Below are 26,047 nucleotides of genomic sequence, written 5' to 3' on the forward strand. Positions count from 1 at the left end.
CATCGGATTATGCCTCCCCTCCGGTCGGGAGGAGACGCGGCGTCTTCATTTCACCGCCGCGTCCATCATCCGGCGGAACTGGTCCTGGGCCTGAAGGCCGAAGCTCGTCCAGGTCTTCATCAATTCGTCGGGCTGCATGGCGGCGACATTGACCTGCATCCGCTTCTGCATCTCGGCGACCATGGCGTCGTTCAGCGGCGTGACGTCCGGCAGCCCCAGGAAGGCGCGCGCCTCCGCCGGGGTGCAGTCCACTTCGACATTGACCTTCATCGAACCGTCTCCTGTTTCACGTGAAACGTCCGAAGACGGATCAGGTGTTCATCGACTGGAAGAAGTCCGAGTTGTTCTTCGACTGACGCAGCTTGTCGAGCAGGAATTCGATCGCGTCCTGCGGACCCATGGGGTTCAGGATGCGGCGCAGGACATAGGTCTTGGCCAGCTGATCCTTCGGCGTGATCAGGTCTTCCTTGCGGGTGCCGGACTTCAGCACGTCGATCGCCGGGAAGATGCGCTTGTCGGCGACCTTGCGGTCCAGCACGATTTCCGAGTTGCCGGTGCCCTTGAACTCTTCGAAGATCACCTCGTCCATCCGGCTGCCGGTGTCGATCAGGGCCGTGGCGATGATGGTCAGCGACCCGCCCTGCTCCACATTCCGCGCGGCGCCGAAGAAGCGTTTCGGCCGTTGCAGGGCGTTGGCGTCCACACCGCCGGTCAGCACCTTGCCCGACGATGGGACGGTCGCGTTATAGGCGCGGCCCAGGCGGGTGATGGAGTCCAGCAGGATCACCACATCCTTCTTGTGCTCGACCAGACGCTTGGCCTTTTCGATCACCATCTCGGCGACCGCGACGTGGCGCGTGGCCGGCTCGTCGAAGGTCGAGGCCACGACCTCGCCCTTGACCGTCCTCTGCATGTCGGTGACCTCTTCCGGCCGTTCGTCGATCAGCAGGACGATCAGGATGACTTCCGGGTGGTTCTTCTCGATCGACTTGGCGATGTTTTGCAGCATCACCGTCTTGCCGACGCGCGGCGGCGCCACGATCAGGCAGCGCTGCCCCTTGCCCAGCGGCGCGACGATGTCGATGACCCGGCCCGACCGATCCTTCAGGGTCGGATCCTGAATCTCCATGTGCAGCCGCTCTTCGGGATAGAGGGGCGTCAGATTGTCGAACAGGACCTTGGTCTTGACCATCTCGGGGTCTTCGAGATTGATCGTGTCGACCTTCAGCAGGGCGAAATAGCGCTCGCCTTCGCGCGGCGCCCGCACCGCGCCATGGACGGTGTCGCCCGAGCGCAGGCCGAAGCGGCGGATCTGCGACGGCGACACATAGACGTCGTCCGGTCCCGGCAGATAGTTGGCGTCCGAACTGCGCAGGAAGCCGAACCCGTCAGGCAGGATCTCCAGCACCCCGTCGGCGATGATCTCCACTTCCTCGTCGGCGAGGGCCTTCAGGATGGCGAACAGCAGGTCCTGCTTGCGCAGGTTCGAGGCGTTCTCGACCTCCAGCTGTTCTGCGAAGGCGACCAGATCGGCCGGCGTCTTCTCGTTCAGCTCGGCCAGGGTGATCCGGCCGTTGGCGACGACGGGTTCACCGTCGTCCTCGTCGTCGGCCGTGGTGTCCACGCCGGAATCCGCACCAGCGACGTCGCCGGCTTCGTGTTCGTCCCCGTGATGCGTGGGGGTCTGGACCTCGAGGTTTTCGGTCTCGGGGGCGGTGGGATCGGTGTCGCGGACGTCGGTCATGGTACAGGCTCGCAGGCGCGCGCAACGGCTGTCGCGGCGTCATGTCTCTGAAAATGTCTGGCCGAGAGGCCGAAGGGAGGCGCGGCGGGCTCCCGCTGGTCAAAACCTGCAGGCGTCGCGAAGAGAGAGGGACCGCCGACGAAACGCCGAACGGTTCACTGTCAGCGGAACCACAGGCGGCGGTTCAGGTCAAGCGGAGCCGCTCAACCGAACGTCCATTCGGTCGTTACCGAAAGCACCATGACGATGGCCAGGACAAACGGAACCTCGTTGGTCATACGCCAGAACTTGCCGGAATATTTGGACGTCCCCGCCGCAATCTTCTTCCGCTGCGCCGCCAGGAAGCCATGCCAACCGCTCAACAGAAACACCCCGATCAGCTTGGTGACCATCCAGGGCTCAGCCAGAAACGCCGCGCCGCGCGCCGAGACGTCGATATGGATCAGCCACAGGCCGAAACCCCAGGCCAGGATCATGGCCGGATTGACGATGATCCGCAGCAGCCGCGTCTGCCACAGCCTCAGCAAGGCCTGCATCTCGCTGCGCAGCGGCTCGGGCTTGGCGTCCTGTTCGACGTCATAGGCGTAGAGCCGCGGCAGGAACAGCAGGCCGGCCATCCAGGCGATCACCGCCAGAATGTGCAGGCCGCGTGCGAGGTCATAGGGGTTCATGCCGCGTGTTTCCCTTTGCGATACGGACAGGCCTTCCAGTCCGCCTTGCAGCCCTGACCGAACGGGGCGACGCCCGCCCGACCCAGGGCGCCGACGGCCGCATCGGCCAGAGCGTCGATGAACGGGGGGGCGATCCCGACGGCCGGCGCCCGCAGATAGAGACTTACCCCTTTTTCGTGGGCCAGTTCTCCATATTCGATATCCAGCTCCACCAGGGTCTCGATATGTTCGGAGACAAAGGCGATGGGGGTGATGACCACGCCCACCCCGTCCGCGCCGGCCCGGGCGATGGCCTCAGGCGTGGACGGGCCCAGCCATTTCATCGGCCCGACCCGGCTCTGGTAGCAAAGGGCGTGGTCGATGGGGCCCCGGTCGCGCTCGATGGCGGCGACCACCGCGGCGACGGTCGTCTCGACCTGTTCCTGATAGGGGTCGCCCTTGCCGCTGACCAGTTTCTCGGGGATGCCGTGGGCCGAGAACAGGACCCGCACCGGCCCCTCGCCGGCTTCGTCCAGCTTCGACCCGATGGCATGGGCCTGGGCCTCGACCCAGCCTGTGGCGCTGGGATAGCAGCAGACGGCGCGACTGACGCCCGATCCGGCATAGGTCTCATTCCAGATTTTCAGCGAGGATTCGGTCGTCGTGGTCGAAAACTGGGGGTAGAGCGGCAGCAGGACCACCTCGTCGGGTCCAAAAGCCGCCACCTCGACCGCCGTCTCCTCGGTGAACGGCCGCCAGTAGCGCATGGCGATGAAGACCTGGACCTCGTCTCCGGCCAGACGTGCGTTCAACTCGGCCTCCAGGGCCTCAGCCTGGCAGCGCGTGCCCGGCAGCAGGGGCGAACCGCCCCCCATCAGGGCGTAGTTGGCCTGGGCGCTGGTCTCGCGCCGGCTGGAGATCAGCTTGGCCAGGGGCGTGCGTAGAACGCCCGGCAGACCGATGATGGCCGGATCATTGAACAGATTGAACAGGAACGGCTTCACCGAGGCCTGATCATCCGGTCCGCCCAGATTGAACAGCACCACCGCGATGCGGCGGCCTTTCAGAGTTTGGGTCATTGGGCGCCGATCCGTTTCAGAACCCGTTCGACATGGTCGATGGGCACGTCCGGCAATATGCCATGTCCCAGGTTGAACACCCATGGCCCCTGGCCCCAGGCCTCCATCAGTTGATCCACGCGGCGATCCAGCCGTTCGCCGCCGGCGCGCAGCAAAAGGGGGTCCAGCGCGCCCTGGATCGGCTTGATCTGCTGCACCCGTTTGCCGACCTCCAGCGGGCAGGCAGTGTCCAGGGCGACGGCGTCGACCTCGACCTCCTCCGCATACCGCTCTGCAAGCGCCGCAGAGCCCCGTGGGAAGCCGATCAGGGGCACGGTGACGCCCAGCTCCCGCGTACGCCTCACAAGCGCCTGGTGGGGCTTCAGGACCAATCTTTCGAACAGGTCGTCCGGCAGGCCCTCGGCCCAGCTCTCGAAGATCTTCAACACCTGGGCGCCGGCGTCGGCCTGCATCTTCAGATACCGGGCCGTGGCCTCGACCAGAACCTCCAGGGTTTCGTCGACCCGCCTGGGATCGGCATAGGCGTAGGTCCGGGCCTGGGCGCGCTCGCCCTTGCCGATGGTCCGGTGCTCGCCGTCCAGCATATAGGTGGCCACCGTCCAGGGCGCGCCGGCGAACCCGATCAGGGCGCGTTCCGGCTCCAGGGCCTTGCGCACGATCGACAGGGTCTCGCCCACGGCCGACAGATGCGCGCCCGCATCCGGCGCCAGTTCCGCCATCCGACCGGGAATAGGCATTTCGCCCAGCCGAGGCCCCTCGCCCGTCTCGAACCAGACGTCCTGGCCCAAGGCGCGCGGGATCAGCAGGATGTCGGCGAAGACGATGGCCGCGTCGAAACCGAACCGACGCATCGGCTGAAGCGTCGCCTCGGCCGCCATCTCGGGGTTCAGACAAAAGGCGATGAAGTCCGGCGCCTCGGCCCGGAGCCGTCGGTATTCGGGCAGGTACCGTCCCGCCTGGCGCATGAACCAGACCGGCGGACGATCCAGCGTCTCCCCTCGGAGAGCCCGGATCATCAGGGGCGTCTGAACGTCGTGCTGGGTCGGATCGGTCATGCCGGACGATTAAGGTCACAGGCCCCCGCTCTCAATCCCTAATCAGATTAAGAATTAAAAGATTCGAAGTGGCAGGTAGGGCGGTGGAACGGCGGGGACGGTTTGGCCGACGCCAGCAGAACAAAAGCGGATATCCACGCCGCGCCAAGGCTTACCGGGGATGTCGAACAGCCCTATCCCCTCGGTGGACAATCCCTAATGAAACCTTAACGCCCAAGGCTTTGCGGGGGGCCGGGGCTGTGAACGGGGTTAAGCGAACTTAACCTTCCATTAGGATTTTCCACAGCCAAGCCCAAACCTGTTGTCCGCCTTGGGATGAACCACCCTCGAACCGAAGGCGCCGTCCACCGTCATCCCCGCTCGCCGCCTTGTCGATGACCCGCTAAGGAGAACGGCGCCCTGACGGTCCCCCGCCGTCCCCCATTTTTCAACAGGGAGTCGACAGACCGAATGAGCCCCGCGCGACCTTCCGGCCCCCGACCCGGCCCCACCCGTCTGGCCACCTATTTTCACGTCCATCTGGTCTCGGATTCGACCGGAGAGACCCTGAACGCGATGGCCAAGGCGGTGACGGCCCGCTTCGACGGCGTCATTCCGATCGAACATATCTACGCGCTTGTCCGATCGGAGAAGCAGATGGAGCGTGTGCTGCAGGAGGTGGAGGCGGCGCCGGGCGTGGTTCTGCACACCCTGGTCGACCGCCATCTGCGCGAACAGCTGGAGGACGGCTGCCGGCGACTGGACATGCCCCAGATCGGCGCCCTTGATCCTCTGGTCGGGGCCATGTCCCGCTATCTGGGCGCGGCCTTGTCGACGCGGGTCGGGGCTCAGCACGCCCTGGATCATGATTATTTCAACCGGATCGCGGCGCTAGACTTTGCGATGGCCCATGACGACGGCCAGGGCACGACCGAACAGCTGGAAGGCGCCGATGTGGTCCTGTGCGGGGTCAGCCGGACCTCCAAGACCCCGACCTGCATCTATCTGGCCCATCGCGGAATCCGCGCCGCCAATGTCCCGCTGGTGCCTGGACAGGAGGACGGCGAGCGGCTGACGCGGCTGAAGAATCCTCTGGTCGTCGGCCTGACCGTATCGCCCGACCGCCTGATCCAGATCCGGCGCAACCGGATCGACAATCTGAACGCCAGCCAGTCCTCCAGCTATACGGATCAGGACGCCGTCCGCGACGAGACGATCAAGGCCAAGCGCGCCTTCGCCCGGCGCGGCTGGCCGACCATCGACGTCACCCGTCGGTCGGTGGAGGAAACGGCCGCCGCCATCACCAACCTGCTCAGCGAGCATCGCAACCAAAAGATCGGGACAAGCTGGTGAGCGACATATCCCTGTCCAGCCCGGGAGGGCGCGAGACCCTGATCCTGGCGTCCAAGAGCGCCGCCCGCCGCGCGATGCTGGAAAACGCCGGCGTGCCGTTCGAGGTCCGCGTCGCCGGCGTGGACGAAGACGCGATCAAGGCCGTCTCGACCGACCTGGATCCCGCCGGCCTGGCGGTGCGGCTCGCCGAGGCCAAGGCCCTGGCCGTTTCGCGCGATGACGAAACCGCCTGGGTGCTGGGCTCGGATCAGACCCTGGCCTTCGACGGCGGGCTGATTTCCAAGGCGAAATCGCTCGACGCCGCCCGCGAACGGCTGAAATCCATGCGCGGCCGCATCCATCACCTCCATTCCGGCGCCGCCCTGGCGGTGAAGGGCGAGATCGTCTGGTCGGGCGTGGACACGGTCGAGATGCGGATGCGTGACTTTTCCGACGCCTTTCTCGACGCCTATCTGGCGGCCGAGGGCGAGGCCCTGCTGGCCTGTGTCGGCTCCTATCGGCTCGAGGGCATGGGATCCCAGTTGTTCGCGGCCATCGACGGCGACTATTTCACCGTCCTGGGCCTGCCGCTGTGGCCGGTCCTGGCCGAGCTGCGCCGGGCGGGGGTCCTGTCCGCATGAGCCGTCATCGCATCACGGGCGCGGCCCTGGTCGCCGGGATCGCCGGCAATCCGGTGGCCCATTCCCTCAGCCCCGTCATCCACAACGCCTGGCTGGCGGCCGGCGACATCGACGGCGTCTATGCGCCCTTCGCCCCCGCCGATGCGGCGGGGTTCGAGGCCCTGGTCGCGGCGGGCCGCGCCGGACTGATCCTGGGTCTGAACGTCACCGCGCCCTTTAAGGAACAGGCCTTCGCCCTGGCGGATCAGGCGACCCCGGCGGCCCGGCTGACAGCCTCGGCCAATATCCTGACCTTCGACGCCGGCCGGGTCTCGGCCGACAGTTCGGACGGGATCGGCCTGATGCTGGGCCTGAAGGAACAGGCGCCGGATCTGACCCTGGCAGGTCGACCGGTGGTCATGCTGGGGGCGGGCGGCGCGGCGCGGGCCGGCTCAGGCGCCCTGATCGAGGCTGGGGCCGAGGTTCGGATCGTCAATCGGTCGCGCGACCGGGCCGAAGCCCTGGCCGCCGATCTGGGCCCTTCGGTCCGGGTCATGCCGGCGTCCGAGGCTCTCGACGGCGCCGTCCTGGTGATCAACGCCCTCAGCATCCAGCCGGATCTGGATTTCGACGCCGTCGCCCCGGGCACGGTGATGATGGACATGACCTACAAGCCCCTGGCCACCCCCTTCCTGACGGCGGCGCGGGCGCGCGGCCTGCCGACGGTGGACGGTCTGGCCATGCTGATCGGTCAGGCGGCGCCCTCGTTCCAGGCCCTGTTCCGTCGTCCGCCCCCGCCGCTGGACCTGCGCGCCCTGCTGACGGCCCATCTGGGCGAAGTGACATGATCCTGCTGGGTTTGACCGGCTCCATCGGCATGGGCAAGTCGACCACGACGGCCATGTTCGCCGATCTGGGCGCGGTCGTCTGGAACGCCGACGACGCCGTGCACAGGCTCTATGCGCCCGGCGGCGCTGCGGTCGAACCGGTCGGCGCCGCCTTTCCGGGCGTGGTCGTGGAGGGGGCCGTGGACCGCACCCGCCTGGCCGAGGCCCTGGGCCGGGACGAAACCGCCTTCCGCCGGCTTGAGGCCATCGTCCATCCCCTGGTGACGCGGGGGCGGGCGGCCGATCTGGCGGCGGCCCGGGTCATGGGGGTGAAGCTGGCCGTGCTGGACATCCCTCTGCTGTTCGAAACCGGCGGCGACGCCCATGTGGACGCGGTGGTCGTGGTCACCGCCGACCCAGAGATCCAGGCCGAACGCGTCTTGGCCCGCCCCGGCATGACCCGCGAGCGGTTCGAAGCCATTCTGGCCCGCCAGATGCCGGACGCCGAAAAGCGCGCCCGCGCCGATTTCGTCATCGATACGGGCCGTGGGCTCGAAGCGGCGCGTGCCGATGTGGCGGCCATAGTCGAGACCGTGCTGGATCCGGCGTGGATATCTCCGCGTCACGGTAAAGCCGGTCTTCCGCAAAGCGACGAACGACTCCATTAAGAGCCAATGGCGCGCGAGATTGTTCTGGACACCGAAACCACCGGCTTCGACCCCAAGACGGGCGACCGGCTGATCGAGGTCGGCTGTATCGAGATTCAGGACCTGCTGCCGACCGGCCGCACCTTTCACCGGTTCGTCAATCCGGAACGCCTGATCCCTCCCGACGCGATCCGGGTTCACGGCATCACCGACGACAAGGTGAAGGACGCCCCCAAATTCCACGAGATCGCCGACGATCTGATCGAATTCATCGGCGACGCGCCGATGATCGCCCACAACGCCGGATTCGACCGCAACTTCATCGACTTCGAATACAAGCTGTGCGGCCGGCCGATCACGGGCGAGACGCGCTGGATCGATACGCTGAAACTGGCTCAGGCCCGGTTCCCGGGCATGCCCAATTCGCTGGACGCGCTGTGCAAGCGGTTCAAGGTGTCGCTGGTCGAACGCACGCTTCACGGCGCCCTGATCGACGCCCGCCTGCTGGCCGAGGTCTATCTGGAGCTTCGCGGCGGCAAGGAGCGGGTGCTGGACCTGTCGTCGGCGCCGGTCGCGGGTCGTTCGGCAGGCGTCGCCGTCCCGACCGCCGCCTACGGCCCGCGTCCCCAGCCGCTGGCCCTGCGTTCGAGCCCGGAGGAACAGGCCGCCCACATCGCCTTCCTGGCTAAGGCTCTGAAGGACCGCGCCCTGTGGGAAGCCTATGGAGTCAGGGTCGAGGAAGAGGCGGCTTAGTCAAATTCCCCCCATGAGAGGAGGGGGAATTGTGCTTACGCCTGGCCCGTTTCGACCGGCTGCTGGGCGATCTGCTGCTGGCGCGCGATATAGATGGCGGCGAAGTCGATCGGGTCCAGCATGAAGGGCGGATAGAAGCCGCCGTCCGCGGTGGCGCGCGAGATGATTTCGCGGGCGAACGGGAACAGATAGCGCGGGCATTCGATCAGCAGCAGGGGCTCGATGTCCTGCTCCTGGACATTGGCCAGCTGGAACAGGCCGCCATAGACCAGCTCGACGTGGAAGACCGCCTGGTTTTCGTGGCTGGCCTTGATCGACAGCTTCAGGTCCAGTTCGAACAGACCGTCGGGACGGCCCTGGGCCGACATTTCGACGCCCAGGTCGATGGCCGGCTTGCCGTCGATACGCAGGGATTCCGGCGCGCGCGGGTTCTCGAACGAGAAGTCGCGGACATATTGCGCCAGGATGCGGAAGCCGGGACCGGCGGGCTGCCCTTGCTGCGGCTGGGTCCCGTTCGGGGCCCCGTTTTGGGCGTTGGTGTCGGCGGGCGGAGCGGCGTCGGTCATGGGCGTCTTCGATTACGGAAAAAGGCCGATTGGGCCGGAATAAGGCGCCGCGACTACCACGCCGAGACGCTTGGCCGCAACGTCGCTTGCTCGACAGGGGGCGCGCGCCGCCTTGCGCCGTCCTATATGAGCCCGTAATCGTCTCCATGGCGCACCCTCGCTCACGCGCCGACAGTCAGGAAGTCCCCTTGCCGGTCCAGTTCCAGATCGTGATTTTCGCCGTCATCGCGGCGATCGTCCTGTTCCAGCTCTATAATGTGCTGGGCAAGAGAGTCGGCCGTCAGCCGCAGGAGGACGCCAAGGCCCTCCCCTCGTCGCCGACCTCCACGGCCGAGGCCTCCAAAACCCCGGCCCTGGACGCCGCCACCCTCGCTTCCATCGCCGGGCTGAAGGCGCGCGATCCGGCCTTCGACCCCAATCGTTTCGTCGAGGGCGCGCGTCAGGCCTATGAGACCATCGTCCGCGGTTACGCCGCCGGCGACCGCGCGGCCCTGACGCCGCTCCTGACGCCCAATGTCATGGCCTCGTTCGACGCCGGCATCGCGGCGCGCGAGACGCGCGGCGAGACCGAGACCGTCGAATTCCTCTTCCCGCCCCGCGCCGATCTGGAAGGCGCCACCGTCCAGGGGGACAAGGCGGTGGCCAAGGTCCGCTTTCTGGCCGAACTGCGCAGCCGCGTGACCAAGGCCTCGGGCGACACCGCCGATTCCGTCACCGGCGAGCCCCTGGTCGAGGAACGCCGCACCGCCGAACACTGGACCTTCGAACGCACCCTGGGCGCCGCCGATCCCAACTGGGTCCTGGCCCGCGTCGAGCCGGCCAACGCCTGATGTCGGCCGTTCTGCGGCGGGTCCGGGAGACGTCCCTTCTGGCGTCGGTCCTGGCCGTCGCCGCCTGTTCCACCGGCCCCGCGACGCCGACCGTTCCGGGAATAGGGCCCACGCCCTATGTCCCCTCGCCCGGTCCGGCCGCTCCCCCGCCCTCGCCGTCCGATGCTCTCAGTCCCGCCGTCTTGCCGGGTTGGAACGACGAAGATCATCTGGCGGCCTTCCGCGCCTATCTCGATGGATGCGGCGCGGCGCGCGACGTCGCCGCTCGGGGGGTCTGCGGCCAGGCCAAGACCATGGCGGCTACGACGAGCGTGACGCCGTCTAGCGCACGCGCCTTTTTTGAAGCGAACTTCAGCGCCGTTCCCGCCGCCGCCGCCGACGGCCGCCCGGGCCTGTTGACGGCCTATTTCGCGCCGGAATATCCGGCGCGCCGTGTCCCGGACGACGAGTTTTCTGCGCCTGTGCTGCCCAAGCCGGCCGATCCGCGCGGCGCCGGCGACCGGGCGATGGTGGAATCCAACGCCCGCCCCGATCAGGCCCTGGCCTGGATGCGGGCCGAGGACCTGTTCTTCCTGCAGATCCAGGGCTCCGGCTATCTGACGTTCGAGGACGGGTCGCGCGCCCGCGCCGCCTACGCCGCCGACAACGGCCGGCCCTTCGTCGGCATCGCCCGACCCATGGCGCGCCAGGGCCTGTTGCCGGAAAACGGAACCTCGGGGGACGCCATCCGCGCCTGGCTGGCCGAACACCGGGGTTATGAAGCCCAGACGGTCATGGCGCTGAATCCACGCTACATCTTTTTCCGGCTCGACCCGGATGACGACGGACATCCGGCCGGGGCGGCGGGTGTTCCCCTGACCGAGCGTCGGGCTGTCGCCGTCGATCCGTCCCAGTGGCGCTATGGCGAACTGGTGTGGCTGGACGCGGATGGCGGAAACCTGCGCGGCGCCACGGCCTCGTATCGGGGCCTGGCCATGGCGCTCGACACCGGTTCAGCCATTCGGGGCCCGGTCCGCGCCGACCTCTATATGGGCCGGGGCGACGCCGCCGGGGCCGAGGCAGGCACAGTGCGTCACCCTCTGCACATGTGGCGACTGGTGCCGAAAGGCTAGGCGACGGTCAGGGTCGCCGCGATATTGCCGAGCGTGGCGTGGCAATAGGGGCAGACCGTGTCCGCCTCGGCCTAAGGCCCGGCTACGTCTAGGCCAGGTCCTCGATCTCGGCCTCGGTCAGCTCGCCGGGAACGATGGTGACCGGCAGCTTGCGCCCGCCCAGCTGCGCCCCCTGTTTGATGATGGCCGACACCAGCGGCCCCGGTCCCCGCGACCCGGTCCCGGCGGCCAGAACCAGAATCTTGATGTCGGGATCGTCGCCGACCACCTTCTTGATCGCGCCCTGGGCCTCGCCCTGTTCGATCAGGAAGACGGGCGGTGCGCCGGATCGCTCCAGCGCCTCCTCCCCCAGCCGGTTCAGCAGGGTTTCGGCCTCTTCCCGCTGCTGGCGTTCGATTTCCTCACGAACGCCAGACCAGTGGGCGTCGCTGTTGGACGGGAGAACCCGCAGCATGACCACCCTTCCGCCGGTCGAGCGCGCGCGTCGGCAGGCGAAGCGCAGCGCCGCCTCGAACTCGGGACTGTCATCGACGACGACCAGGAATTTTCTCGGCATGCCGGCTCCCCTGCCCGCCTATCGGCCCAGCGCCGAAGACGTCTTCAAGAACTCACCGCTGCGGACGCCAGATCGCGGATCGCTGCATTGGCGATGGTCAGCTTGGCGAAGGTCCAGCCCGATCCGGACTGTTCGATCTCGTCCACCGAGGCGCGCACGCCTTCGACCACGGCCAGTTTCGAACCGATCCAGGCGTCCACGGCGCCCTCGGCCGCATCCTCGCTGACCCCGACCGCGGCGTCCGAGACCCGGGCCACGGCGCGGGTCAGGATCGACTGTTCGTTCATCAGGTCCTCGATCATGCGACGCACGGCCAGCCGGTCGAAATGATCGATCGACGGGATCGAACCGGCGGCGGCGCGCAACCGGTCGAAGTCGAAGGCGGCGCCGACCTGGTGATACAGCCGCGCCATGGCCGCGACCGGCCAGCCGCTCTCCTGGGCCAGATCGCCGATATCGGCGGCGGCCACCAGGGGGCGCATGATGGCGATGCGGCGGGTCAGATCCTGCGGCGCTCCATGATGGGCGAAGATGGCGACACGATCATCCAGACGGCCCTGTTCGAACCGCGACAGAACCGGCGCGCCCTCGGCCTGAAGCGCGTCGGCGGTCGGACGATAGCGGTCGATCAGGCCCTGGACCGAAGCCCCGGCCTTGGCGCGACGCGCCAGCCAGAAGGTCTGGCGGCGCAGCACCACGGCGATCTCGCGATAGAGGGCGGTCTGGGCCTCGGCCGAGATCTTCAGGTCCAGGGCCGAGACCGCGTCCCAGGCTTCGTCCAGGCGGAACACGCGCCGCGCCGCCTCGAAGGCGATGATCAGGGCGGTGGTGTCGCACTCGGCGGAGCCGCGCAGCCGGTCCGGGAAGGTCGGACCGCACATGTTGACGACTTCGTTGGCCATGACGGTGGCGATGATCTCGCGCCGCAGACGGTGGCTCTTCATCTCCGGCTCGAACCGGGCCAGGGCCTGCGGGAAATAGCGGACCAGGGTCTGTTCGAAGAAGGGGTCTTCCGGCGCGCGTGAGGCGACGATCTCTTCCGACAGCTCCAGCTTGGCGTAGGCGGTCAGGACCGCCAGTTCCGGCCGGGCCAGCGGAACCCCGGCCGCCATCATCTCCTTGATGCGGGCGTCGTTCGGCAGGCCTTCGACCTTGCGGTCCAGTTTGCCGCGCGCCGACAGGGCCTGCATGAAGCGTTGCTGGGCGTCCAGGGCGGTCGCGCCTTCGGCCTGTTGCAAGGTCAGGGCCAGGGTCTGGTCATAATTATGGGCCAGCACCTTCAGGCCCACCTCCTCGGTCATCGAGGCCAGCAGCGGGGCGCGGTCCTCGGCCGGCAGGACCCCGTTGGTCACGGCCGACCCGACCAGGATCTTGATGTTGACCTCGTGGTCCGAGGTGTCGACCCCGGCCGAGTTGTCGATGGCGTCGGTGTTCATCCGGCCGCCGCCCTGGCCGAAGACGATGCGGCCCGCCTGGGTGAAGCCCAGGTTCGCGCCCTCGCCCACCACCTTGACCCGCAGCTCGTCGGCGTTGATCCGCAGGGCGTCGGTGCCCTTGTCGCCCACCTGGGCGTCGGTCTCGGCCGCCGATTTCACATAGGTGCCGATGCCGCCCAGATACAGCAGATCCGCCGGCGCCTTCAGGATGGCCCGGATCAGGCTGACCGGATCCAGTTCGTCTTCCGTGATGTCCAGCGCCGCCTTGATTTCAGGCGTCAGCTGGATCGACTTGGCGGACCGCGAGAAGACGCCGCCGCCCTGGGAAATCAGACCCTTGTCATAGTCCTGCCAGGACGAACGCGGCAGGTCGAACAGCCGTTTGCGTTCGGTCCAGCTGGCGGCGGGGTCGGGCGTGGGATCGATGAAGATGTCGCGGTGATCGAAGGCGGCGATCAGCTTGGTCGCCTTGGACAGCAGGGCGCCGTTGCCGAAGACGTCGCCCGACATGTCGCCCACGCCCACCATGGTGAAGGGTTCGGTCTGGATGTCCCAGACCTTGGCGCGCGGACCGATCTCGCGGAAGTGGCGTTTGACGGCCTCCCAGGCGCCGCGCGCGGTGATGCCCATGGCCTTGTGGTCATAGCCGATCGACCCGCCGCTGGCGAAGGCGTCGCCCAGCCAGAAGCCGTAGGCGGCCGAGACCCCGTTGGCGATGTCCGAGAAGGTCGCCGTGCCCTTGTCCGCCGCGACGACCAGATAGGGGTCGTCGCCTTCCCAGGCCACGACATGGGCGGGGCGGGCTACAGAACCGTCGGCGGCGATGTTGTCGGTGATGTCCAGCAGGCCCGACAGGAAGGTGCGATAGGCGCGGATGGCCTCGCCCTGGATGGCCTCGCGATCGGTCGTGCGTGGAAGCTGCTTGGGATAGAAGCCGCCCTTGGAGCCGACCGGAACGATGACGGCGTTCTTGACCTGCTGCGCCTTGACCAGGCCCAGCACCTCAGTGCGGAAGTCGTCGCGCCGGTCTGACCAGCGCAAACCGCCCCGCGCCACCGGTCCGAAGCGCAGATGCACCCCCTCGACGTGCGGCGCCCAGACGAAGATCTCGCGATAGGGCTTGGGCAGCGGCAGATCTTCCAGCTCGCTCGAGGCGATCTTGATCGAGATGTGCGGCTTGGCCAGGCCGTCGGAACCCAGCTGGAAATAGTTGGTTCGCTTGATCGCGCCGATCAGGGCGGCCATCCGGCGCAGGGCCTTGTCGTGGTCCAGGCTCTTCACGTCCTGCAACAGGGTCGTGATCTTGGCGTTCAGTTCGGCTACCGCGCCTTCGCGGGCCTCAACGGCGCCGTCCGCAGGGTCGAACCGGGCCTTGAACAGCGACAGCAGGGCTCGCGACAGGTCGGGATATTCGCGCAGGGCTTCTTCCTGCACCGACTGGGACGGATCGAGGCCTGTCTGCTGGCGATAACGGGCCAGGGTGCGGATCAGGGCGGCCTCGCGCCATTCCATGCCCAGTTCGACCACCAGACGGTTGAAACCGTCGCTCTCGGTGCGGCCGTTCCACACGGCGGCGAAGGCCCGTTCGAACGGGCCTTTCACATCGGCGAAGACCAGGGCCTCGCCGCGGGGATCCTCCATCAGGAATTCGTGGACGTGGATCTCTTCCTCGCCCAGCGGCCGGATCGGATAGCCGTACTCCTCCAGGGTCTTCAGACCCATGTCGGCCATGATCGGCAGGACGTCCGACAGGGGCACCGACGGGCCGCGGCGATAGAGCTTGAAGCGGAACTGCAGACGGCTGTCGTCGGCGTTGCGGAAGGCGCGGACCGCCACCGATTCTCCGGCTCCGACCTGTCCCGTCGCGTTCAGCCGGTCCATCTCGCCCAGATCGATCGCGGCCTCGTCGGCGTCATAGCGGTCGCGATAGGCGGCGCCGAAGGCGCGGGCCCAGCGGGTGCTCAGCGGCCCGACCTCGACATCGGCCACGTCGGCGCGGCGCAAGGCGGCTTCGAACCGCTCGACCCAGCCGCGCCCGGCCTCGGCCACATCATGTTCAAGCTGGGCGGCGTCGGGGACCGGATGGTCGCCCGGCGTCACGCCGATGATGAAATGGACCCGCACAAGGGGGGCGTCCGACAGTTGCGGATACCAGGCCGAGATCCGGCCGCCCCAGGCGCGGGCGACGATCTGGCCGATCCGCTCGCGCACCGAGGAATCGAATTTTTCGCGCGGGACGAAGCACAGGACCGAGACGAACCGGTCGAACGGATCCTGGCGGGTGAACAGGCGGATGCGCGGCCGGTCGTAGAGGTGAAGTATGCCCAGGGCGATGGAAAGAAGCTCGTCCTCACCAATCTGGAACAGTTCGTCGCGCGGATAATTCTCGAGAATATTGCGCAGCCGCTTTTCGTTATGGCTGCCAGGCGCCTTGTCGGCACGGCTCAGCACATTGGCCACCTTGCGGCGGATCAGGGGCGTTTCGATCGCCAGCTGGTCATAGGCGTCGGAGGTGAACAGGCCGACGAACCGCGTCTCGCCCGTCGCCTTGCCGTCCGCGCCGTAACGCTTGACCCCGACATAATCCATGTAGGCGCGCCGGTGAACGCGGGACCGGGCGTTGGCCTTGGCCACCGTGACGGGGTCGCTCAGATCCAGCTGCCGGCGCATCTGACGGGTCAGGACGGCGGGTTCCGACGCGCGACGCAGAACGGTGCGGTCGGGGTCGGCCAGTATGCCCAGACCGGCGCTCGACTGGCTCAACGGAGCCTCGGCCTCGTAGTCGCCGTCGGCCTTCAGGGGGTAATTATAGTCGCGAGCGCCCAGGAAGACGAAATGATCGCTCTTCAGCCATTTGAGGAAGGCGATGTTTTCGGCCAGAACCGCGGGATCGACGCTTGGCGGCGTCGCCTCCAGCCTTTGCATGGCCTGACGCATCAGGCCGGTCATGGCCTCGTGGTCGGCCACGGCGGCGTGGACGTCGGTCAGGCACTCGGCCAGGCCCTCGCCCAGGGCGTCACGCCGTTCCTGCGGAGCGCCGTCGATCACCAGCATGATCACCGACAGACGGCGATCACCCAGCTCGACCACCGGGTGGAACAGGGCGCGCACCGAGACCCCGGCCTCGGCCAGGGCGCCCATGACGCTGTCGACCAGGAAGGGGGCGTCCGTCTGGACGATGCGGACCAGGTCATAGTCCAGGGCCTGGCCATCGGCGCCGGCCAGGGGGCCGACGGTGATCAGGGGAGCGGAACCGGCCGGATAGTCCTTGGCCGCCCGCCACGAGGCGGCCAGGAGCGCGGCCAGATCCTCGCCGTCCAGCTCGGGGGTCTCGTCTGCGGCGTAGTCCTCGTACGCCTGGGCGAGGAAGGATTGCTCCGGCTTGCCGGGGCTGGTGCCGAGAATCCGCGCGAATGAGGTTTCCAGGGCGGCCGGGGAGATCGGCTGAACCGGGACGGGGCGCGGATCGAGGGCGGTCATGGACTACAGTCTCGGGCGACGCGGCCTTGGCCGCAAGGGGCACGGCGCGACGAGGCGCCACAGCGTTGACTAGGCCAGGTCCGGTCGCGCGGGAAGCCCCCGATGATCGAAGATTCTCATGAACAGCGTTCAGGTTGGAAGAATTGTGCGGCGCCACAAACGAGAAGGCCGCCGAGCGGGGGAACTCGGCGGCCTGCGCGAACGACGCTCGGGGAGGGGAGTGTGCGTCGGTCGCTTCGCTGCGGTTCGGAGGGGAATGTCCCGCAGCGGTAAGGATCAGATGGGAAGCCTTGTTTGAGGTTCAAGAGACGAAAACACGGCTTTCGATGTGGCGCGGCGCCGCAGGTTCAGGCTCCGGCCCTGCCCTCTGTTTCCGTCTCGGTCTCGCCCGCCTTCTTCCGGTTCGACTTGCCCTCGTCGGCATAGGGTTCGCCGTCGCCCGACAGCAGGATGGCCATCCAGCGTGATCCCTGGAATTCAGCCAGGATCGCCATGGCCATGACCGCCAGAGGGGTGGACAGGAACATGCCCACAACGCCCCACAGCTTGCCCCAGAAGGCCAGGGACAGCAGGACCACGACGGGGTCGATGTTCTGGTTGTCGCCCTGCATCCGCGGCTGGATCATATTGCCGACGATGAACAATATGGTCTGAAGCCCGACCAGCAGGATCAGGGCCGGCCAGTAGCTGGGGAATTGCACCAGGGCGAACAGGGGGGGCGCCAGTCCCGCCACGGCCCCGCCCAGCACGGGAATGAAGCCGACGATGAAGATGACGAAGGTCCAGAACTCGGCGTTCTGAAGCCCCACGGCGCGCATCAGGATCCAGGCCACGACGCAGATCATGGCGCCGGTGACGGTCTGGACCCAGATATAGCCCTCGACCCCGCCGCGAACCCGTTCGAACACTGCGATCGCTTCGTCGCGCTGGCGCTTTTGCGGGAACATGGTGACGATCTTGCGTCGGAAGCCGATCTGCGAGGCCAGGAGAAAGCCCAGGTAGACCATGACGAAGAAGGCCCCGGAGGCGATGCCCTGGGCCTGTATGGCGATGGAGGCGACATAGCCGCGAATATCGACGCCGTTGATCAGCTCCTGGGCCGTCGGCGGATTGTTCAGGCGCGCCATGCCGTAGACGTCGCGGATGATCTGATCGATGCGCGGTCCGATATTCTGCGAAACGCCCGAGGCTTCTCCGAAGAAGCCCGCCGCACCGTTCACGATGATGCCGATGGAGGCGAAGAAGGCCAGAACCACCAATACGAGGGCGGCGACACCGGCCCAGCGGTCGTTCAGCGGGGTCCGGGCCGCCACGGTCCGCTTCACCCCGTCGATCATGATCAGCAGGAACAGGGCCATGGCCAGAGGCGTCAGTATGTCCCGAAGCCAGTAGACGGCCGCGCCCGCAGCGACGGTCGCGATCAGGGCGGCGGCGTTCCGCGATACGGCCGAAGACTGCATGGTGAGGGGGTTCTTCATGGCGATCCTTGTCGGCGGCGGGCCGAGCGGCGTCAACACGCACGAACAGCGACGGTTCCGACGCGCGGGGCTCTGCGCTAGACCTAGCCGGTTCTCTGGAGACTTTTCATGTCCGACGCCCCTGCCGGCCTATTCCTCGGCCAGTCCGACGCCGCCCAGCCGGAAGCCCTGCTGTTTCACCGCGCCAACCGACACGGCGTGGTCGCCGGCGCCACGGGCACCGGCAAGACGGTCACCCTTCAGATCATGGCTCAGGGCTTCTCTGACGCCGGGGTGCCGGTCTTCTGCGCCGATGTGAAGGGGGACCTTTCGGGCATTTCCCAGGTCGGAACGCCGAACGAGAAGCTGATCGCCCGGGCGACCGAAATGGGCCTGACCCTGACGCCGCGAGCGGCTCCGACCGTCTTCTGGGACCTGTACGGACAGAAGGGCCACCCGATCCGCACGACCGTGTCAGAGATCGGTCCGGTGCTGATGTCCCGGATGCTGGGCCTCAACGAGGTGCAGGAAGGCGTGATGACCGTCGTCTTCCATATCGCCGACAAGGAGGGCCTGCTGCTGCTGGACCTGGGCGATCTGCGCAGTCTGCTGGTCTATGTGGGCGAGAACGCCGAGCGGATCGGCCGCGAGGTCGGCAATGTCGCCCCCGCCTCCATCGCCGCCATCCAACGCGCCCTGCTGCAGCTTGAACAACAGGGCGGCGACGCCTTCTTCGGGGAACCGGCCCTGAAGCTGGAGGACATGATCCGCGTCGGCCTCGACGGGCGCGGTCAGGTCAATGTGCTGGACTCCACGCGGCTGATGAACAGCCCGCGCCTGTATGGGGCCTTCCTGCTGTGGCTGTTGTCGGAGCTGTTCGAACAGCTGCCTGAGGTGGGCGATCCCGACCGGCCGCGCCTGGTCTTCTTCTTCGACGAGGCCCATCTGCTGTTCGACGACGCCCCGCGCGCCCTGCTGGACAAGGTCGAACAGGTGGTGCGGTTGATCCGGTCCAAGGGGGTGGGCGTCTATTTCGTCACCCAGAATCCAGCCGACATTCCCGACAGCGTCCTGGCCCAACTCGGCAATCGTATCCAGCACGCGCTCCGGGCCTATACGCCGTCGGAACAGAAGGGGTTGAAGGCCGCCTCGCAGAGCTTCCGCGCCAATCCCGCCTTCGATACGGCCGAGGCCATCCAGGGCCTGGGCGTGGGCGAGGCCCTGGTCTCGGTCCTGGACGAGAAAGGCGCCCCGACCGTCGTGGCCCGCACGAAGATCCGGCCGCCGGCCTCGCGCCTGGGCCCGGCGACCGAGGCCGAGCGCGCCGCCGTCATGGCCGCCAGCCCGGTGCGCGGCCTCTATGACCAGACGCTGAACCGCGAATCCGCCGAGGAAATCCTCGCGGCCCGCCATGCCGCCTCCGATCGGGCCGAGACTCAGGCCAGGGCGCAGTCGGACGCCGCCAAGGCCGCCGAAGCTCAGGCGAAATCGAACGAGAAGGCGGTAAGGGCGGACGTCAGGGAACGGGCCCGGACGACGCCGCGCGCCAGAACCTCCAATCGTCAGACCCCGATGGAGGCCCTGACCAAGTCGGTGTTGCGCACGGCCGGGTCCACCCTCACCCGCGAACTGTTGCGGGGATTGCTGGGCGGGCTGAAGCGGCGCTAGGTCTTGCAACGGGGCGGGGGCGAGCGCATCTCCCGCCCATGTTCATTCAGACCGAACCCACGCCCAATCCCAATGTGCTGAAGTTCCTGCCGGGCCGCGAGGTTTCTCCGCTCGCCGTGCTGGACTACCGCACCATCGACGCGGCGACCGCCTCGCCCCTGGCCGAGGCCCTGTTCGAACTCGAGGGCGTCGACGGCGTCTTCTTCGGCGCCGACTATGTGTCGGTGACCCGACAGGAGCGCGGGCCGGACTGGTCGGAGATGAAGGCCCCGATCCTGGGCGTCATCATGGATCATTTCGTCTCGGGCCGGCCATTGACCGTCGCGGGGTCTGAAACCGAGACCCATGCCGAGGACGACAGCGAGATCGTGGCCGAGATCAAGGCCCTGCTGGACAGCCGCATCCGACCCGCCGTGGCCCAGGACGGCGGCGACATCCTGTTCGACGCCTTTGATGAGGCGACCGGGGTGCTGAGCCTGCGGATGCGCGGCGCCTGTTCCGGCTGCCCTTCCTCTTCGGCGACGCTGAAGGCCGGGGTCGAACAGATGATGCGCCACTATGTGCCCGAGGTGACGCGGGTCGAGCAGACCCTCTGACCGACTGACGTTTTCGTTCTCGCCAGACGTGCGGCGGGGCGCCATCCTCGTCCTCCATGCCGCGTTTCGTTCCTGATCCTGAAGTCCTTTGTCTGGGCGAGGCCCTGGCCGCCCTGCGCCGTCGGCGCGGCCTGTCCCAGGCCGAGGCCGGAGCGCGTCTGGACATGACCAGCCAGGGCTGGGGCCTCTATGAATCCGGTCGCCGGCCCGGCCTGTTCCGGCCCGATGTCCAGCGTCGCCTGACCGGGGCGCTGGACGCCACGCCCGAAGCCCTGGCCTTGCTCGTTTCGGGCGCCCAGACGCCGCACGTCGATCCGGCCGCGACAGGCCTGGAAAGCCGGGGACGCGGCTTCGACGGCCCGCCGCCTGTCGTCGTGAAACACCTGAAGGTTCGCGATGACGCCCTCTCCCCCTGGGCCGAACCGGGCGTCATCCTCGAATACCAACCGGACCTGTGGCCCAGGGGCGGCCAGGGCTGCGTCATCGAGATGAAGGACGGCGATCTACGCCCGCGCCTCTTTGACCGGTCCGAGGACGACCGCCTCCATGTCCGGGGGGCGGGCGCGCTGGACCGGGCGGAGGTGATCGACCGCCAGTCCGTGGCCCGCATCTCGGCCGTGATCGCCCGCCGCGAATCATGAAACGAAAAGGTTGCATACGCGGAAAGGTTGTGAGATCGTTCCGGCATGGACAGGACGCCCCCTACTGCTCGCCAGACGGCCCGCGCGCCGGAACCCTTGGACGCCGTCGTCGGCGCCCGGATCGCATCACGACGCACGGCCCTGGGTCTGTCGCAGACCGCCCTGGGCGCCCTGATCGGGGTCAGCTGCCAACAGGTTCAGAAGTACGAAGGCGGTCAGAACCGGATTTCGGCCTCGCGGCTGCACAATCTGGCCCTGGCCCTTGGACTGCCCGTCGGAGCCTTCTTTCCCGAGCCGGCGGACGAGGCCGAAATCCCCGAACTGTCGATGATGCGGACCATGGCTGCGACACCGGAAGGCCGGGCGATGGCCGCCGGTTTTTCCCGCATCGAAGACCGCGCGGTGCGTCAGGCCCTGACGCGACTGGTGGAGGTTCTGTCTCGCGCGGCCTAGAAGGCGCGCCATGAGACTTCTGGTGATCGATACGGCGCTCGGCGCCTGCACGGCGGCGGTGTTCGAGGACGAGCGACCCTTGGCCGTTCGTTTCGAACCCATGGCCAAGGGCCATCAGGAACGCCTGGGCGGTCTGGTGCGCGACGTCATGGCCGAGGCCGGCGGGGGGTTCGATGCCCTGGATCGGATCGGGGTCACTGTCGGACCCGGCTCCTTCACCGGCTTGCGGGTCGGTCTGGCCTTCGCCCAGGGGCTGGGCGCGGCCCTGGATCGGCCGGTGGTCGGGGTGTCGGCCCTGGATGGACTGGCCGCGTCTGTGGATTCGGCCGGACCGCCGGTCGCGGCCCTGATCGACGCCCGGCGAGGCCAGGTCTACGCCAAGCTGTTCATCGACGGCGCGGCCGTCGGTCCGGACGAGGCCTTGTCGCTGGACGAGGCGGCGCGACGAATCACCGCCCTGGGGAAAGAGGTTCGACTGGTCGGCTCCGGCGCCGCCGTCCTGGTCGAGGCCTTTCCTGACTTGAGCATGGCGTCCATGGACCCCCGCGTCGCGCCGTCGGCCCAGGCCCTGGGGCGACTGGTCGCCGCGGCCGATCCCGCCGACCATCCGCCCCGCCCCTTGTATCTTCGCGCGCCGGACGCCACGCCGCCCACCCGCCTGCCGGGTCAGCCGCGCCAGCCGGTCCCATGACGCCCGCCGACCCGGCCCTGCTGGCGCGACTGCACGCCCAGGCCTTCGCCGCGCCGTGGAGCGAGGCCGAGTTTGCGGACCTTCTGGGCCAGGCCGGGGTCTTCGCCGTGGTCGAACCCGACGGTTTCATCCTGGTTCGGGTCGTGCTGGACGAGGCCGAAATCCTGACCCTGGCGGTCCGGCCCGAGGCGCGCCGGGCCGGTCTGGGCGGGCGTTTGACGGGGCGGGGGGCGGTGGCCGCCGCCCAGGCCGGAGCCTCGCGTCTGTTTCTGGAGGTGGCCGAAGACAATGTCGCCGCCCGCGCCCTGTACGACCGAGCCGGCTTTCGGCCCCTCGGCCGTCGCAAGGCCTATTACGCCGCGCCGGACGGGGGACGGACCGACGCCCTGGTCCTGAGTCTGGACCTCGCGGCAGATCCTGAAAAGCCGGCGCTTCCCTGAAACGGTCCGACGTCCTATTCTAGGGTCATGGACCGGATCGAAAAACTCTGCGCCGACCGCGGCATGCGTATGACCGAACAGCGTCGGGTGATCGCCCGGGTGCTGTCATCGGCGGAAGATCACCCGGATGTGGAGGAGCTGTATCGCCGCGCCTCCTCCATCGATCCGCACATCTCGATCGCCACCGTCTATCGCACCGTGCGCCTGTTCGAAGAGGCGGGCGTGGTCGAGAAGCACGACTTCGGGGACGGACGCAGCCGCTATGAGGAGGCGGGCGACGACCACCATGACCACCTGATCGACACCAAGACGGGCGAGGTGATCGAGTTCTTCGACGCCGAGATCGAGAAGCTGAAGACCGAGATCGCCGACCGGCTGGGCTTTGAACTGATCGGTCACAAGCTGGAACTGTACGGCGTGCCGATCGAAGGCGCTGAACCGTCCAAGCGCGAGGGGCTGATCTTCAAGCGCCATGCCGCCCGCGTAAACCCCGCCGATCTGCCCGCAGACGTGGATGCGGGCTGAGCCTCGGTCTTGTCGTCGCCTGTCCGGGCGATCATAAGCCCGGCATGACCGAAATCCGGGTTCAAGAAGCCGAAGCGATGCTGGAGGCGCCGTCAAAGCGCCTTTTCATCAAGACCTACGGCTGTCAGATGAACGTCTATGATTCAGAGCGCATGGCCGACGTCCTGCGCCCTCTGGGCTATGCCGTCACCGAGGATGTCCGGGCCGCCGATTTCGTCATCCTGAACACCTGCCACATCCGCGAGAAGGCGGCGGAGAAGATCTATTCCGAGCTGGGCAAGCTGCGCGAACTTCGCGACATCAAGCGCGAGACCGGCGGCGACCTGACCATCGCGGTCGCCGGCTGTGTGGCCCAGGCCGAGGGCGAAGAGATCATGAAGCGCCAGCCCGCGGTCGACATCGTCGTCGGCCCCCAAGCCTATCATCAGCTGCCCGAACTTCTGACCCGCACGGCGCGGGCGCGAGGCGAACGGATCGGCGCCGACTTCGCCCCCGACGACAAGTTCGACGCCCTGCCGGCCGCCCGCTTTACCGAGGGCCCGACCGCCTTCCTGACGGTGCAGGAAGGCTGCGACAAGTTCTGCACCTTCTGTGTGGTGCCCTATACGCGCGGCGCCGAATGGTCGCGTCCTCTGGCCTCGGTGCTGGAAGAGGCGCGGGCCCTGGCCGGCCGCGGCGTGCGCGAAGTCACCCTGCTGGGCCAGAACGTCAACGCCTATGACGGCGAACGGCCCGATGGCCGAAAGTCGAGCCTGGTCGAGCTGGCCTACGCCCTGGCCGAGATCCCCGGCCTGGACCGGATTCGCTATACGACCAGCCATCCCAACGACATGTCGGACGACCTGATCGCGGCCCACGGCGATCTGGACGCCCTGATGCCCTATCTGCACCTGCCGGTTCAGGCGGGCTCCGACCGGATTCTGCGGCTGATGAACCGCAAACACGGGCGTCAGACCTATTTCGACCTGATCGACCGCATCCGCGCGACCCGGCCCGACATCGCCATGGCCGGCGACTTCATCGTCGGCTTCCCCGGCGAGACGGACCGCGAGTTTGAGGACACGCTCGATCTGGTGCGGCGGGTGAACTACGCCTCGGCCTTCGCCTTCATGTATTCACCCCGCCCCGGCACACCGGCCGCCGGCATGGGCAAACAGGTCGAGCCGGAGGTCGCCAAGGATCGGCTGCACCGTCTGATCGAACTGCTCACCGAACAGCAGATCGCCTTCAACGCCGCGCAGGCGGGGCGGACCCTGAATGTGCTGTTTGATCGCAAGGGCCGTCACGGCAGCCGTCGCCAAGCGGTCGGACGATCCCCATATCTTCAGTCGGTCCACGTCGATGGCGCGGATCATCTGATCGGCCGGATCGTTCCGGTCGAAATCATCGCCGGCCAGCACAACAGCCTGACCGGTCGGCTCGTCGCCCCGGAGGCGGCGGCCCCAGCAGAAAAGGCCGCTTGATGGCGCGAGAATCCGAGTTCGTCCCCCTGAACGACGCCGAACTGCGCGCCGTCATCGGGCCGAACAGTCGTCACGTCGCCCTGATCGAGGACGCCTTCAAGGTGCTGGTCGAGGCGCCGGGCGGCGGGGTCTCGGTCAACGGCGGCACCCGCGACCGCTCGGACGCCCGCCAGGTGATCGAGGATCTGGCCAAGCGCGCGGCCCTGGGCGCCGAGGTGACCGAGGCCGATGTCCGCGCGGCCCTGGGCCAGGCGCGGGGCGGCAAGGGCACGCCGGGCATGGCGGCGGCGGGGGTGTCGCTTCCGGGCGGCAAGCGCGGCGCCATCGTGCCCAAGACCAAGGCCCAGGCCGCCTATCTGGACATGCTGGGCCGGTGCGAACTCAGTTTCGGCGTCGGCCCGGCCGGCACCGGCAAGACCTTCCTGGCCGCCGCCTATGGCGCCTCCCTGTTGCGGCGCGGCCAGGTGGACCGTCTGGTCATCACCCGGCCGGCGGTCGAGGCGGGCGAGAAACTGGGCTTCCTGCCCGGCGACCTGAACGAGAAGGTCGATCCCTATCTGGCCCCGATCTGGGAGGCCCTGAACGACATCCTCGGCGCCGAGGACGTGCAGCGCCGCCGCGACAAGGGCGAGATCGAGGCCGCCCCCATCGCCTTCATGCGCGGCCGCACCCTCAGCCACGCCTTCGTCATCGTCGATGAGGCGCAGAACACCTCGCGCCTGCAGATGAAGATGGTCCTGACCCGCCTGGGCGAGGGCGCGCGGATGGTGGTGACGGGCGACCCGTCGCAGATCGACCTGCTGAATCCCCGCGATTCCGGCCTGGCCCACGCCCTGCGCATACTGGACGGGGTCAAGGGCGTCGGCATCCTGAAGTTCGAGGCCTCGGACGTGGTGCGTCACGCCATGGTCGAGCGGATCGTGCGCGCCTATGACGCCGACGCCGCAAAAGGTCGCCCGACTCCGGACCTTGAAGACCCCGCATGATCGAGATCGAAGTCGAGGCCGAGGCCTGGACCGGCGCCCTGCCGGAAACCGAGGCGGTGGTGACGAAGGCGGCCGAGGCCGCGCTTGGCGCCGTCGCGGGCGATGTGGTCGTACTTCTGACCGACGACGAGGCGGTGCGGGAACTGAACGCCCGGTTCCGGGACAAGGACCGGCCGACCAATGTCCTGTCCTTCCCCGCGCCCGAAAGCGCCGCCCCGCACCTGGGCGACATCGTCCTGGCCTACGGCGTCTGTGCATCCGAAGCCCAGGCCCAGGGCAAGACCCTGTCGGACCATCTGAGCCATCTGGTCGTCCACGGCGTCCTGCATCTTCTGGGGCGTGACCACGAGGACGATGCGGAGGCCGAGGAAATGGAGGCCGAGGAGCGCGAGATCCTGGCGGAACTGGGCGTCTCCGACCCTTACGCCGCCGATTCCTCTGACTCTGGGCAGGACGCCTGA

General features: G+C 67.7%; 26 protein-coding genes. 17 read left to right on the top strand and 9 right to left on the bottom strand.

Annotation, left to right across the window (positions count from 1 at the left end; translation table 11 throughout):
- Positions 1 to 45: 45 nt before the first annotated feature.
- From GYM46_RS07445 to hemE, 5 genes are all read right to left on the bottom strand, one after another.
- Positions 46 to 270: a DUF6489 family protein gene (locus GYM46_RS07445; RefSeq protein ID WP_008262646.1), complete on the bottom strand. Its 225-nt coding sequence runs from the start codon at positions 268 to 270 to the stop codon at positions 46 to 48.
- Positions 271 to 310: 40 nt separating this feature from the next.
- Positions 311 to 1,744, bottom strand: coding sequence for a transcription termination factor Rho (rho, locus tag GYM46_RS07450; protein WP_008263632.1), 1,434 nt, complete (start codon positions 1,742 to 1,744; stop codon positions 311 to 313).
- Between the two features lie 203 nt (positions 1,745 to 1,947).
- Complete coding sequence (locus GYM46_RS07455; protein WP_008260975.1) at positions 1,948 to 2,415, bottom strand: CopD family protein; 468 nt, start codon at positions 2,413 to 2,415, stop codon at positions 1,948 to 1,950.
- Positions 2,412 to 3,473: a ferrochelatase gene (hemH, locus tag GYM46_RS07460; RefSeq protein WP_008264052.1), complete on the bottom strand. Its 1,062-nt coding sequence runs from the start codon at positions 3,471 to 3,473 to the stop codon at positions 2,412 to 2,414. Before hemH ends, GYM46_RS07455 begins: the two co-directional genes overlap by 4 nt.
- Entirely contained in the window at positions 3,470 to 4,528 is a 1,059-nt protein-coding gene (hemE, locus tag GYM46_RS07465; protein WP_008263212.1) for a uroporphyrinogen decarboxylase, read from the bottom strand. Before hemE ends, hemH begins: the two co-directional genes overlap by 4 nt.
- A 450-nt stretch (positions 4,529 to 4,978) precedes the next feature.
- Here hemE and GYM46_RS07470 point away from each other — a divergent pair, with 450 nt between their 5' ends.
- Genes GYM46_RS07470 through dnaQ form a run of 5 tightly spaced genes read left to right on the top strand, consistent with a single transcriptional unit; the run spans position 4,979 to position 8,686 of the window.
- Positions 4,979 to 5,860, top strand: a complete 882-nt coding sequence (locus GYM46_RS07470) for a pyruvate, water dikinase regulatory protein (protein WP_008262696.1) — start codon at positions 4,979 to 4,981, stop codon at positions 5,858 to 5,860.
- Entirely contained in the window at positions 5,857 to 6,480 is a 624-nt protein-coding gene (locus GYM46_RS07475; protein WP_008261380.1) for a Maf family protein, read from the top strand. The genes GYM46_RS07470 and GYM46_RS07475 overlap by 4 nt, the downstream gene beginning before the upstream one ends.
- Entirely contained in the window at positions 6,477 to 7,307 is an 831-nt protein-coding gene (locus GYM46_RS07480; protein WP_008260314.1) for a shikimate dehydrogenase family protein, read from the top strand. The genes GYM46_RS07475 and GYM46_RS07480 overlap by 4 nt, the downstream gene beginning before the upstream one ends.
- Positions 7,304 to 7,954 carry a dephospho-CoA kinase gene (coaE, locus tag GYM46_RS07485; RefSeq protein WP_008263609.1) on the top strand — a complete coding sequence of 217 codons (651 nt, stop codon included), beginning with the start codon at positions 7,304 to 7,306 and terminating at the stop codon, positions 7,952 to 7,954. Before GYM46_RS07480 ends, coaE begins: the two co-directional genes overlap by 4 nt.
- A 6-nt stretch (positions 7,955 to 7,960) precedes the next feature.
- A complete protein-coding gene (gene dnaQ / locus GYM46_RS07490; protein ID WP_008262038.1) occupies positions 7,961 to 8,686 on the top strand; it encodes a DNA polymerase III subunit epsilon in 726 nt (241 codons plus the stop codon).
- A 35-nt stretch (positions 8,687 to 8,721) separates the two neighbouring features.
- On the opposite strand, the gene secB is transcribed toward dnaQ, so the two are convergent.
- On the bottom strand, positions 8,722 to 9,252 hold the full coding sequence (gene secB / locus GYM46_RS07495) for a protein-export chaperone SecB (protein WP_008264365.1): 531 nt from the start codon (positions 9,250 to 9,252) through the stop codon (positions 8,722 to 8,724).
- 188 nt (positions 9,253 to 9,440) lie between these two features.
- Between secB and timA the strand changes: the two genes are divergently transcribed.
- Together timA and GYM46_RS07505 are read left to right on the top strand one after the other, a co-directional pair.
- A complete protein-coding gene (gene timA, locus GYM46_RS07500) occupies positions 9,441 to 10,082 on the top strand; it encodes a TIM44-related membrane protein TimA (RefSeq protein WP_008259166.1) in 642 nt (213 codons plus the stop codon).
- Positions 10,082 to 11,194, top strand: coding sequence for an MltA domain-containing protein (locus tag GYM46_RS07505; RefSeq protein ID WP_008263705.1), 1,113 nt, complete (start codon positions 10,082 to 10,084; stop codon positions 11,192 to 11,194). The genes timA and GYM46_RS07505 overlap by 1 nt, the downstream gene beginning before the upstream one ends.
- 88 nt (positions 11,195 to 11,282) lie before the next feature.
- Here the strand turns inward: GYM46_RS07505 and GYM46_RS07510 are convergent, their stop codons facing one another.
- The 3 genes from GYM46_RS07510 to GYM46_RS07520 all read right to left on the bottom strand — a co-directional run bounded on the left by GYM46_RS07510 (position 11,283) and on the right by GYM46_RS07520 (position 18,144).
- Positions 11,283 to 11,750 (bottom strand): universal stress protein, encoded by a 468-nt coding sequence (locus tag GYM46_RS07510; RefSeq protein WP_008263601.1) that lies wholly within the window; start codon positions 11,748 to 11,750, stop codon positions 11,283 to 11,285.
- Between the two features lie 44 nt (positions 11,751 to 11,794).
- Positions 11,795 to 16,666: an NAD-glutamate dehydrogenase gene (locus GYM46_RS07515; RefSeq protein ID WP_008263991.1), complete on the bottom strand. Its 4,872-nt coding sequence runs from the start codon at positions 16,664 to 16,666 to the stop codon at positions 11,795 to 11,797.
- A 347-nt stretch (positions 16,667 to 17,013) separates the two neighbouring features.
- The gene (locus GYM46_RS07520; RefSeq protein ID WP_035309423.1) at positions 17,014 to 18,144 is read right to left on the bottom strand and encodes an AI-2E family transporter; all 1,131 of its coding nucleotides are present in this window, start codon (positions 18,142 to 18,144) and stop codon (positions 17,014 to 17,016) included.
- 108 nt (positions 18,145 to 18,252) lie between these two features.
- On the opposite strand from GYM46_RS07520, the gene GYM46_RS07525 reads away from it, so the two are divergent.
- The 10 genes from GYM46_RS07525 to ybeY all read left to right on the top strand — a co-directional run bounded on the left by GYM46_RS07525 (position 18,253) and on the right by ybeY (position 26,047).
- On the top strand, positions 18,253 to 19,791 hold the full coding sequence (locus GYM46_RS07525; RefSeq protein ID WP_008264045.1) for a helicase HerA-like domain-containing protein: 1,539 nt from the start codon (positions 18,253 to 18,255) through the stop codon (positions 19,789 to 19,791).
- A 38-nt stretch (positions 19,792 to 19,829) separates the two neighbouring features.
- Positions 19,830 to 20,387, top strand: coding sequence for a NifU family protein (locus GYM46_RS07530; RefSeq protein ID WP_008263738.1), 558 nt, complete (start codon positions 19,830 to 19,832; stop codon positions 20,385 to 20,387).
- Between the two features lie 56 nt (positions 20,388 to 20,443).
- Positions 20,444 to 21,028: a helix-turn-helix domain-containing protein gene (locus GYM46_RS07535; protein ID WP_008260822.1), complete on the top strand. Its 585-nt coding sequence runs from the start codon at positions 20,444 to 20,446 to the stop codon at positions 21,026 to 21,028.
- Between the two features lie 45 nt (positions 21,029 to 21,073).
- Entirely contained in the window at positions 21,074 to 21,481 is a 408-nt protein-coding gene (locus GYM46_RS07540) for a helix-turn-helix domain-containing protein (RefSeq protein WP_040349165.1), read from the top strand.
- Between the two features lie 10 nt (positions 21,482 to 21,491).
- Positions 21,492 to 22,172, top strand: a complete 681-nt coding sequence (tsaB, locus tag GYM46_RS07545) for a tRNA (adenosine(37)-N6)-threonylcarbamoyltransferase complex dimerization subunit type 1 TsaB (protein ID WP_008263863.1) — start codon at positions 21,492 to 21,494, stop codon at positions 22,170 to 22,172.
- Entirely contained in the window at positions 22,169 to 22,612 is a 444-nt protein-coding gene (locus tag GYM46_RS07550) for a GNAT family N-acetyltransferase (RefSeq protein ID WP_008261686.1), read from the top strand. The genes tsaB and GYM46_RS07550 overlap by 4 nt, the downstream gene beginning before the upstream one ends.
- 27 nt (positions 22,613 to 22,639) lie before the next feature.
- A complete protein-coding gene (locus GYM46_RS07555) occupies positions 22,640 to 23,137 on the top strand; it encodes a Fur family transcriptional regulator (RefSeq protein ID WP_008259871.1) in 498 nt (165 codons plus the stop codon).
- Between the two features lie 77 nt (positions 23,138 to 23,214).
- The gene (gene miaB / locus GYM46_RS07560) at positions 23,215 to 24,600 is read left to right on the top strand and encodes a tRNA (N6-isopentenyl adenosine(37)-C2)-methylthiotransferase MiaB (protein WP_040349164.1); all 1,386 of its coding nucleotides are present in this window, start codon (positions 23,215 to 23,217) and stop codon (positions 24,598 to 24,600) included.
- Positions 24,600 to 25,586: a PhoH family protein gene (locus tag GYM46_RS07565; protein ID WP_008264329.1), complete on the top strand. Its 987-nt coding sequence runs from the start codon at positions 24,600 to 24,602 to the stop codon at positions 25,584 to 25,586. Before miaB ends, GYM46_RS07565 begins: the two co-directional genes overlap by 1 nt.
- Complete coding sequence (gene ybeY, locus GYM46_RS07570) at positions 25,583 to 26,047, top strand: rRNA maturation RNase YbeY (RefSeq protein ID WP_008262441.1); 465 nt, start codon at positions 25,583 to 25,585, stop codon at positions 26,045 to 26,047. Before GYM46_RS07565 ends, ybeY begins: the two co-directional genes overlap by 4 nt.

Origin of the sequence: Brevundimonas mediterranea (genome assembly GCF_011064825.1) — a bacterium.
Classification (GTDB): Bacteria; Pseudomonadota; Alphaproteobacteria; order Caulobacterales; family Caulobacteraceae; genus Brevundimonas; species Brevundimonas mediterranea_A.

Bases quoted from the DNA above. Each gene is read 5' to 3' on its own strand.
- GYM46_RS07550 (WP_008261686.1), top strand. From the start codon at position 22,169: ATGACGCCCGCCGACCCGGCCCTGCTGGCGCGACTGCACGCCCAGGCC.
- GYM46_RS07520 (WP_035309423.1), bottom strand. From the start codon at position 18,144: ATGAAGAACCCCCTCACCATGCAGTCTTCGGCCGTATCGCGGAACGCC.
- GYM46_RS07505 (WP_008263705.1), top strand. From the start codon at position 10,082: ATGTCGGCCGTTCTGCGGCGGGTCCGGGAGACGTCCCTTCTGGCGTCG.
- GYM46_RS07455 (WP_008260975.1), bottom strand. From the start codon at position 2,415: ATGAACCCCTATGACCTCGCACGCGGCCTGCACATTCTGGCGGTGATC.
- ybeY (WP_008262441.1), top strand. From the start codon at position 25,583: ATGATCGAGATCGAAGTCGAGGCCGAGGCCTGGACCGGCGCCCTGCCG.
- rho (WP_008263632.1), bottom strand. From the start codon at position 1,744: ATGACCGACGTCCGCGACACCGATCCCACCGCCCCCGAGACCGAAAAC.
- GYM46_RS07510 (WP_008263601.1), bottom strand. From the start codon at position 11,750: ATGCCGAGAAAATTCCTGGTCGTCGTCGATGACAGTCCCGAGTTCGAG.
- GYM46_RS07515 (WP_008263991.1), bottom strand. From the start codon at position 16,666: ATGACCGCCCTCGATCCGCGCCCCGTCCCGGTTCAGCCGATCTCCCCG.
- GYM46_RS07555 (WP_008259871.1), top strand. From the start codon at position 22,640: ATGGACCGGATCGAAAAACTCTGCGCCGACCGCGGCATGCGTATGACC.
- GYM46_RS07540 (WP_040349165.1), top strand. From the start codon at position 21,074: ATGGACAGGACGCCCCCTACTGCTCGCCAGACGGCCCGCGCGCCGGAA.
- hemE (WP_008263212.1), bottom strand. From the start codon at position 4,528: ATGACCGATCCGACCCAGCACGACGTTCAGACGCCCCTGATGATCCGG.
- tsaB (WP_008263863.1), top strand. From the start codon at position 21,492: ATGAGACTTCTGGTGATCGATACGGCGCTCGGCGCCTGCACGGCGGCG.
- hemH (WP_008264052.1), bottom strand. From the start codon at position 3,473: ATGACCCAAACTCTGAAAGGCCGCCGCATCGCGGTGGTGCTGTTCAAT.
- GYM46_RS07445 (WP_008262646.1), bottom strand. From the start codon at position 270: ATGAAGGTCAATGTCGAAGTGGACTGCACCCCGGCGGAGGCGCGCGCC.
- coaE (WP_008263609.1), top strand. From the start codon at position 7,304: ATGATCCTGCTGGGTTTGACCGGCTCCATCGGCATGGGCAAGTCGACC.
- GYM46_RS07535 (WP_008260822.1), top strand. From the start codon at position 20,444: ATGCCGCGTTTCGTTCCTGATCCTGAAGTCCTTTGTCTGGGCGAGGCC.
- GYM46_RS07530 (WP_008263738.1), top strand. From the start codon at position 19,830: ATGTTCATTCAGACCGAACCCACGCCCAATCCCAATGTGCTGAAGTTC.
- miaB (WP_040349164.1), top strand. From the start codon at position 23,215: ATGCTGGAGGCGCCGTCAAAGCGCCTTTTCATCAAGACCTACGGCTGT.
- dnaQ (WP_008262038.1), top strand. From the start codon at position 7,961: ATGGCGCGCGAGATTGTTCTGGACACCGAAACCACCGGCTTCGACCCC.
- GYM46_RS07470 (WP_008262696.1), top strand. From the start codon at position 4,979: ATGAGCCCCGCGCGACCTTCCGGCCCCCGACCCGGCCCCACCCGTCTG.
- GYM46_RS07525 (WP_008264045.1), top strand. From the start codon at position 18,253: ATGTCCGACGCCCCTGCCGGCCTATTCCTCGGCCAGTCCGACGCCGCC.
- GYM46_RS07565 (WP_008264329.1), top strand. From the start codon at position 24,600: ATGGCGCGAGAATCCGAGTTCGTCCCCCTGAACGACGCCGAACTGCGC.
- secB (WP_008264365.1), bottom strand. From the start codon at position 9,252: ATGACCGACGCCGCTCCGCCCGCCGACACCAACGCCCAAAACGGGGCC.
- GYM46_RS07480 (WP_008260314.1), top strand. From the start codon at position 6,477: ATGAGCCGTCATCGCATCACGGGCGCGGCCCTGGTCGCCGGGATCGCC.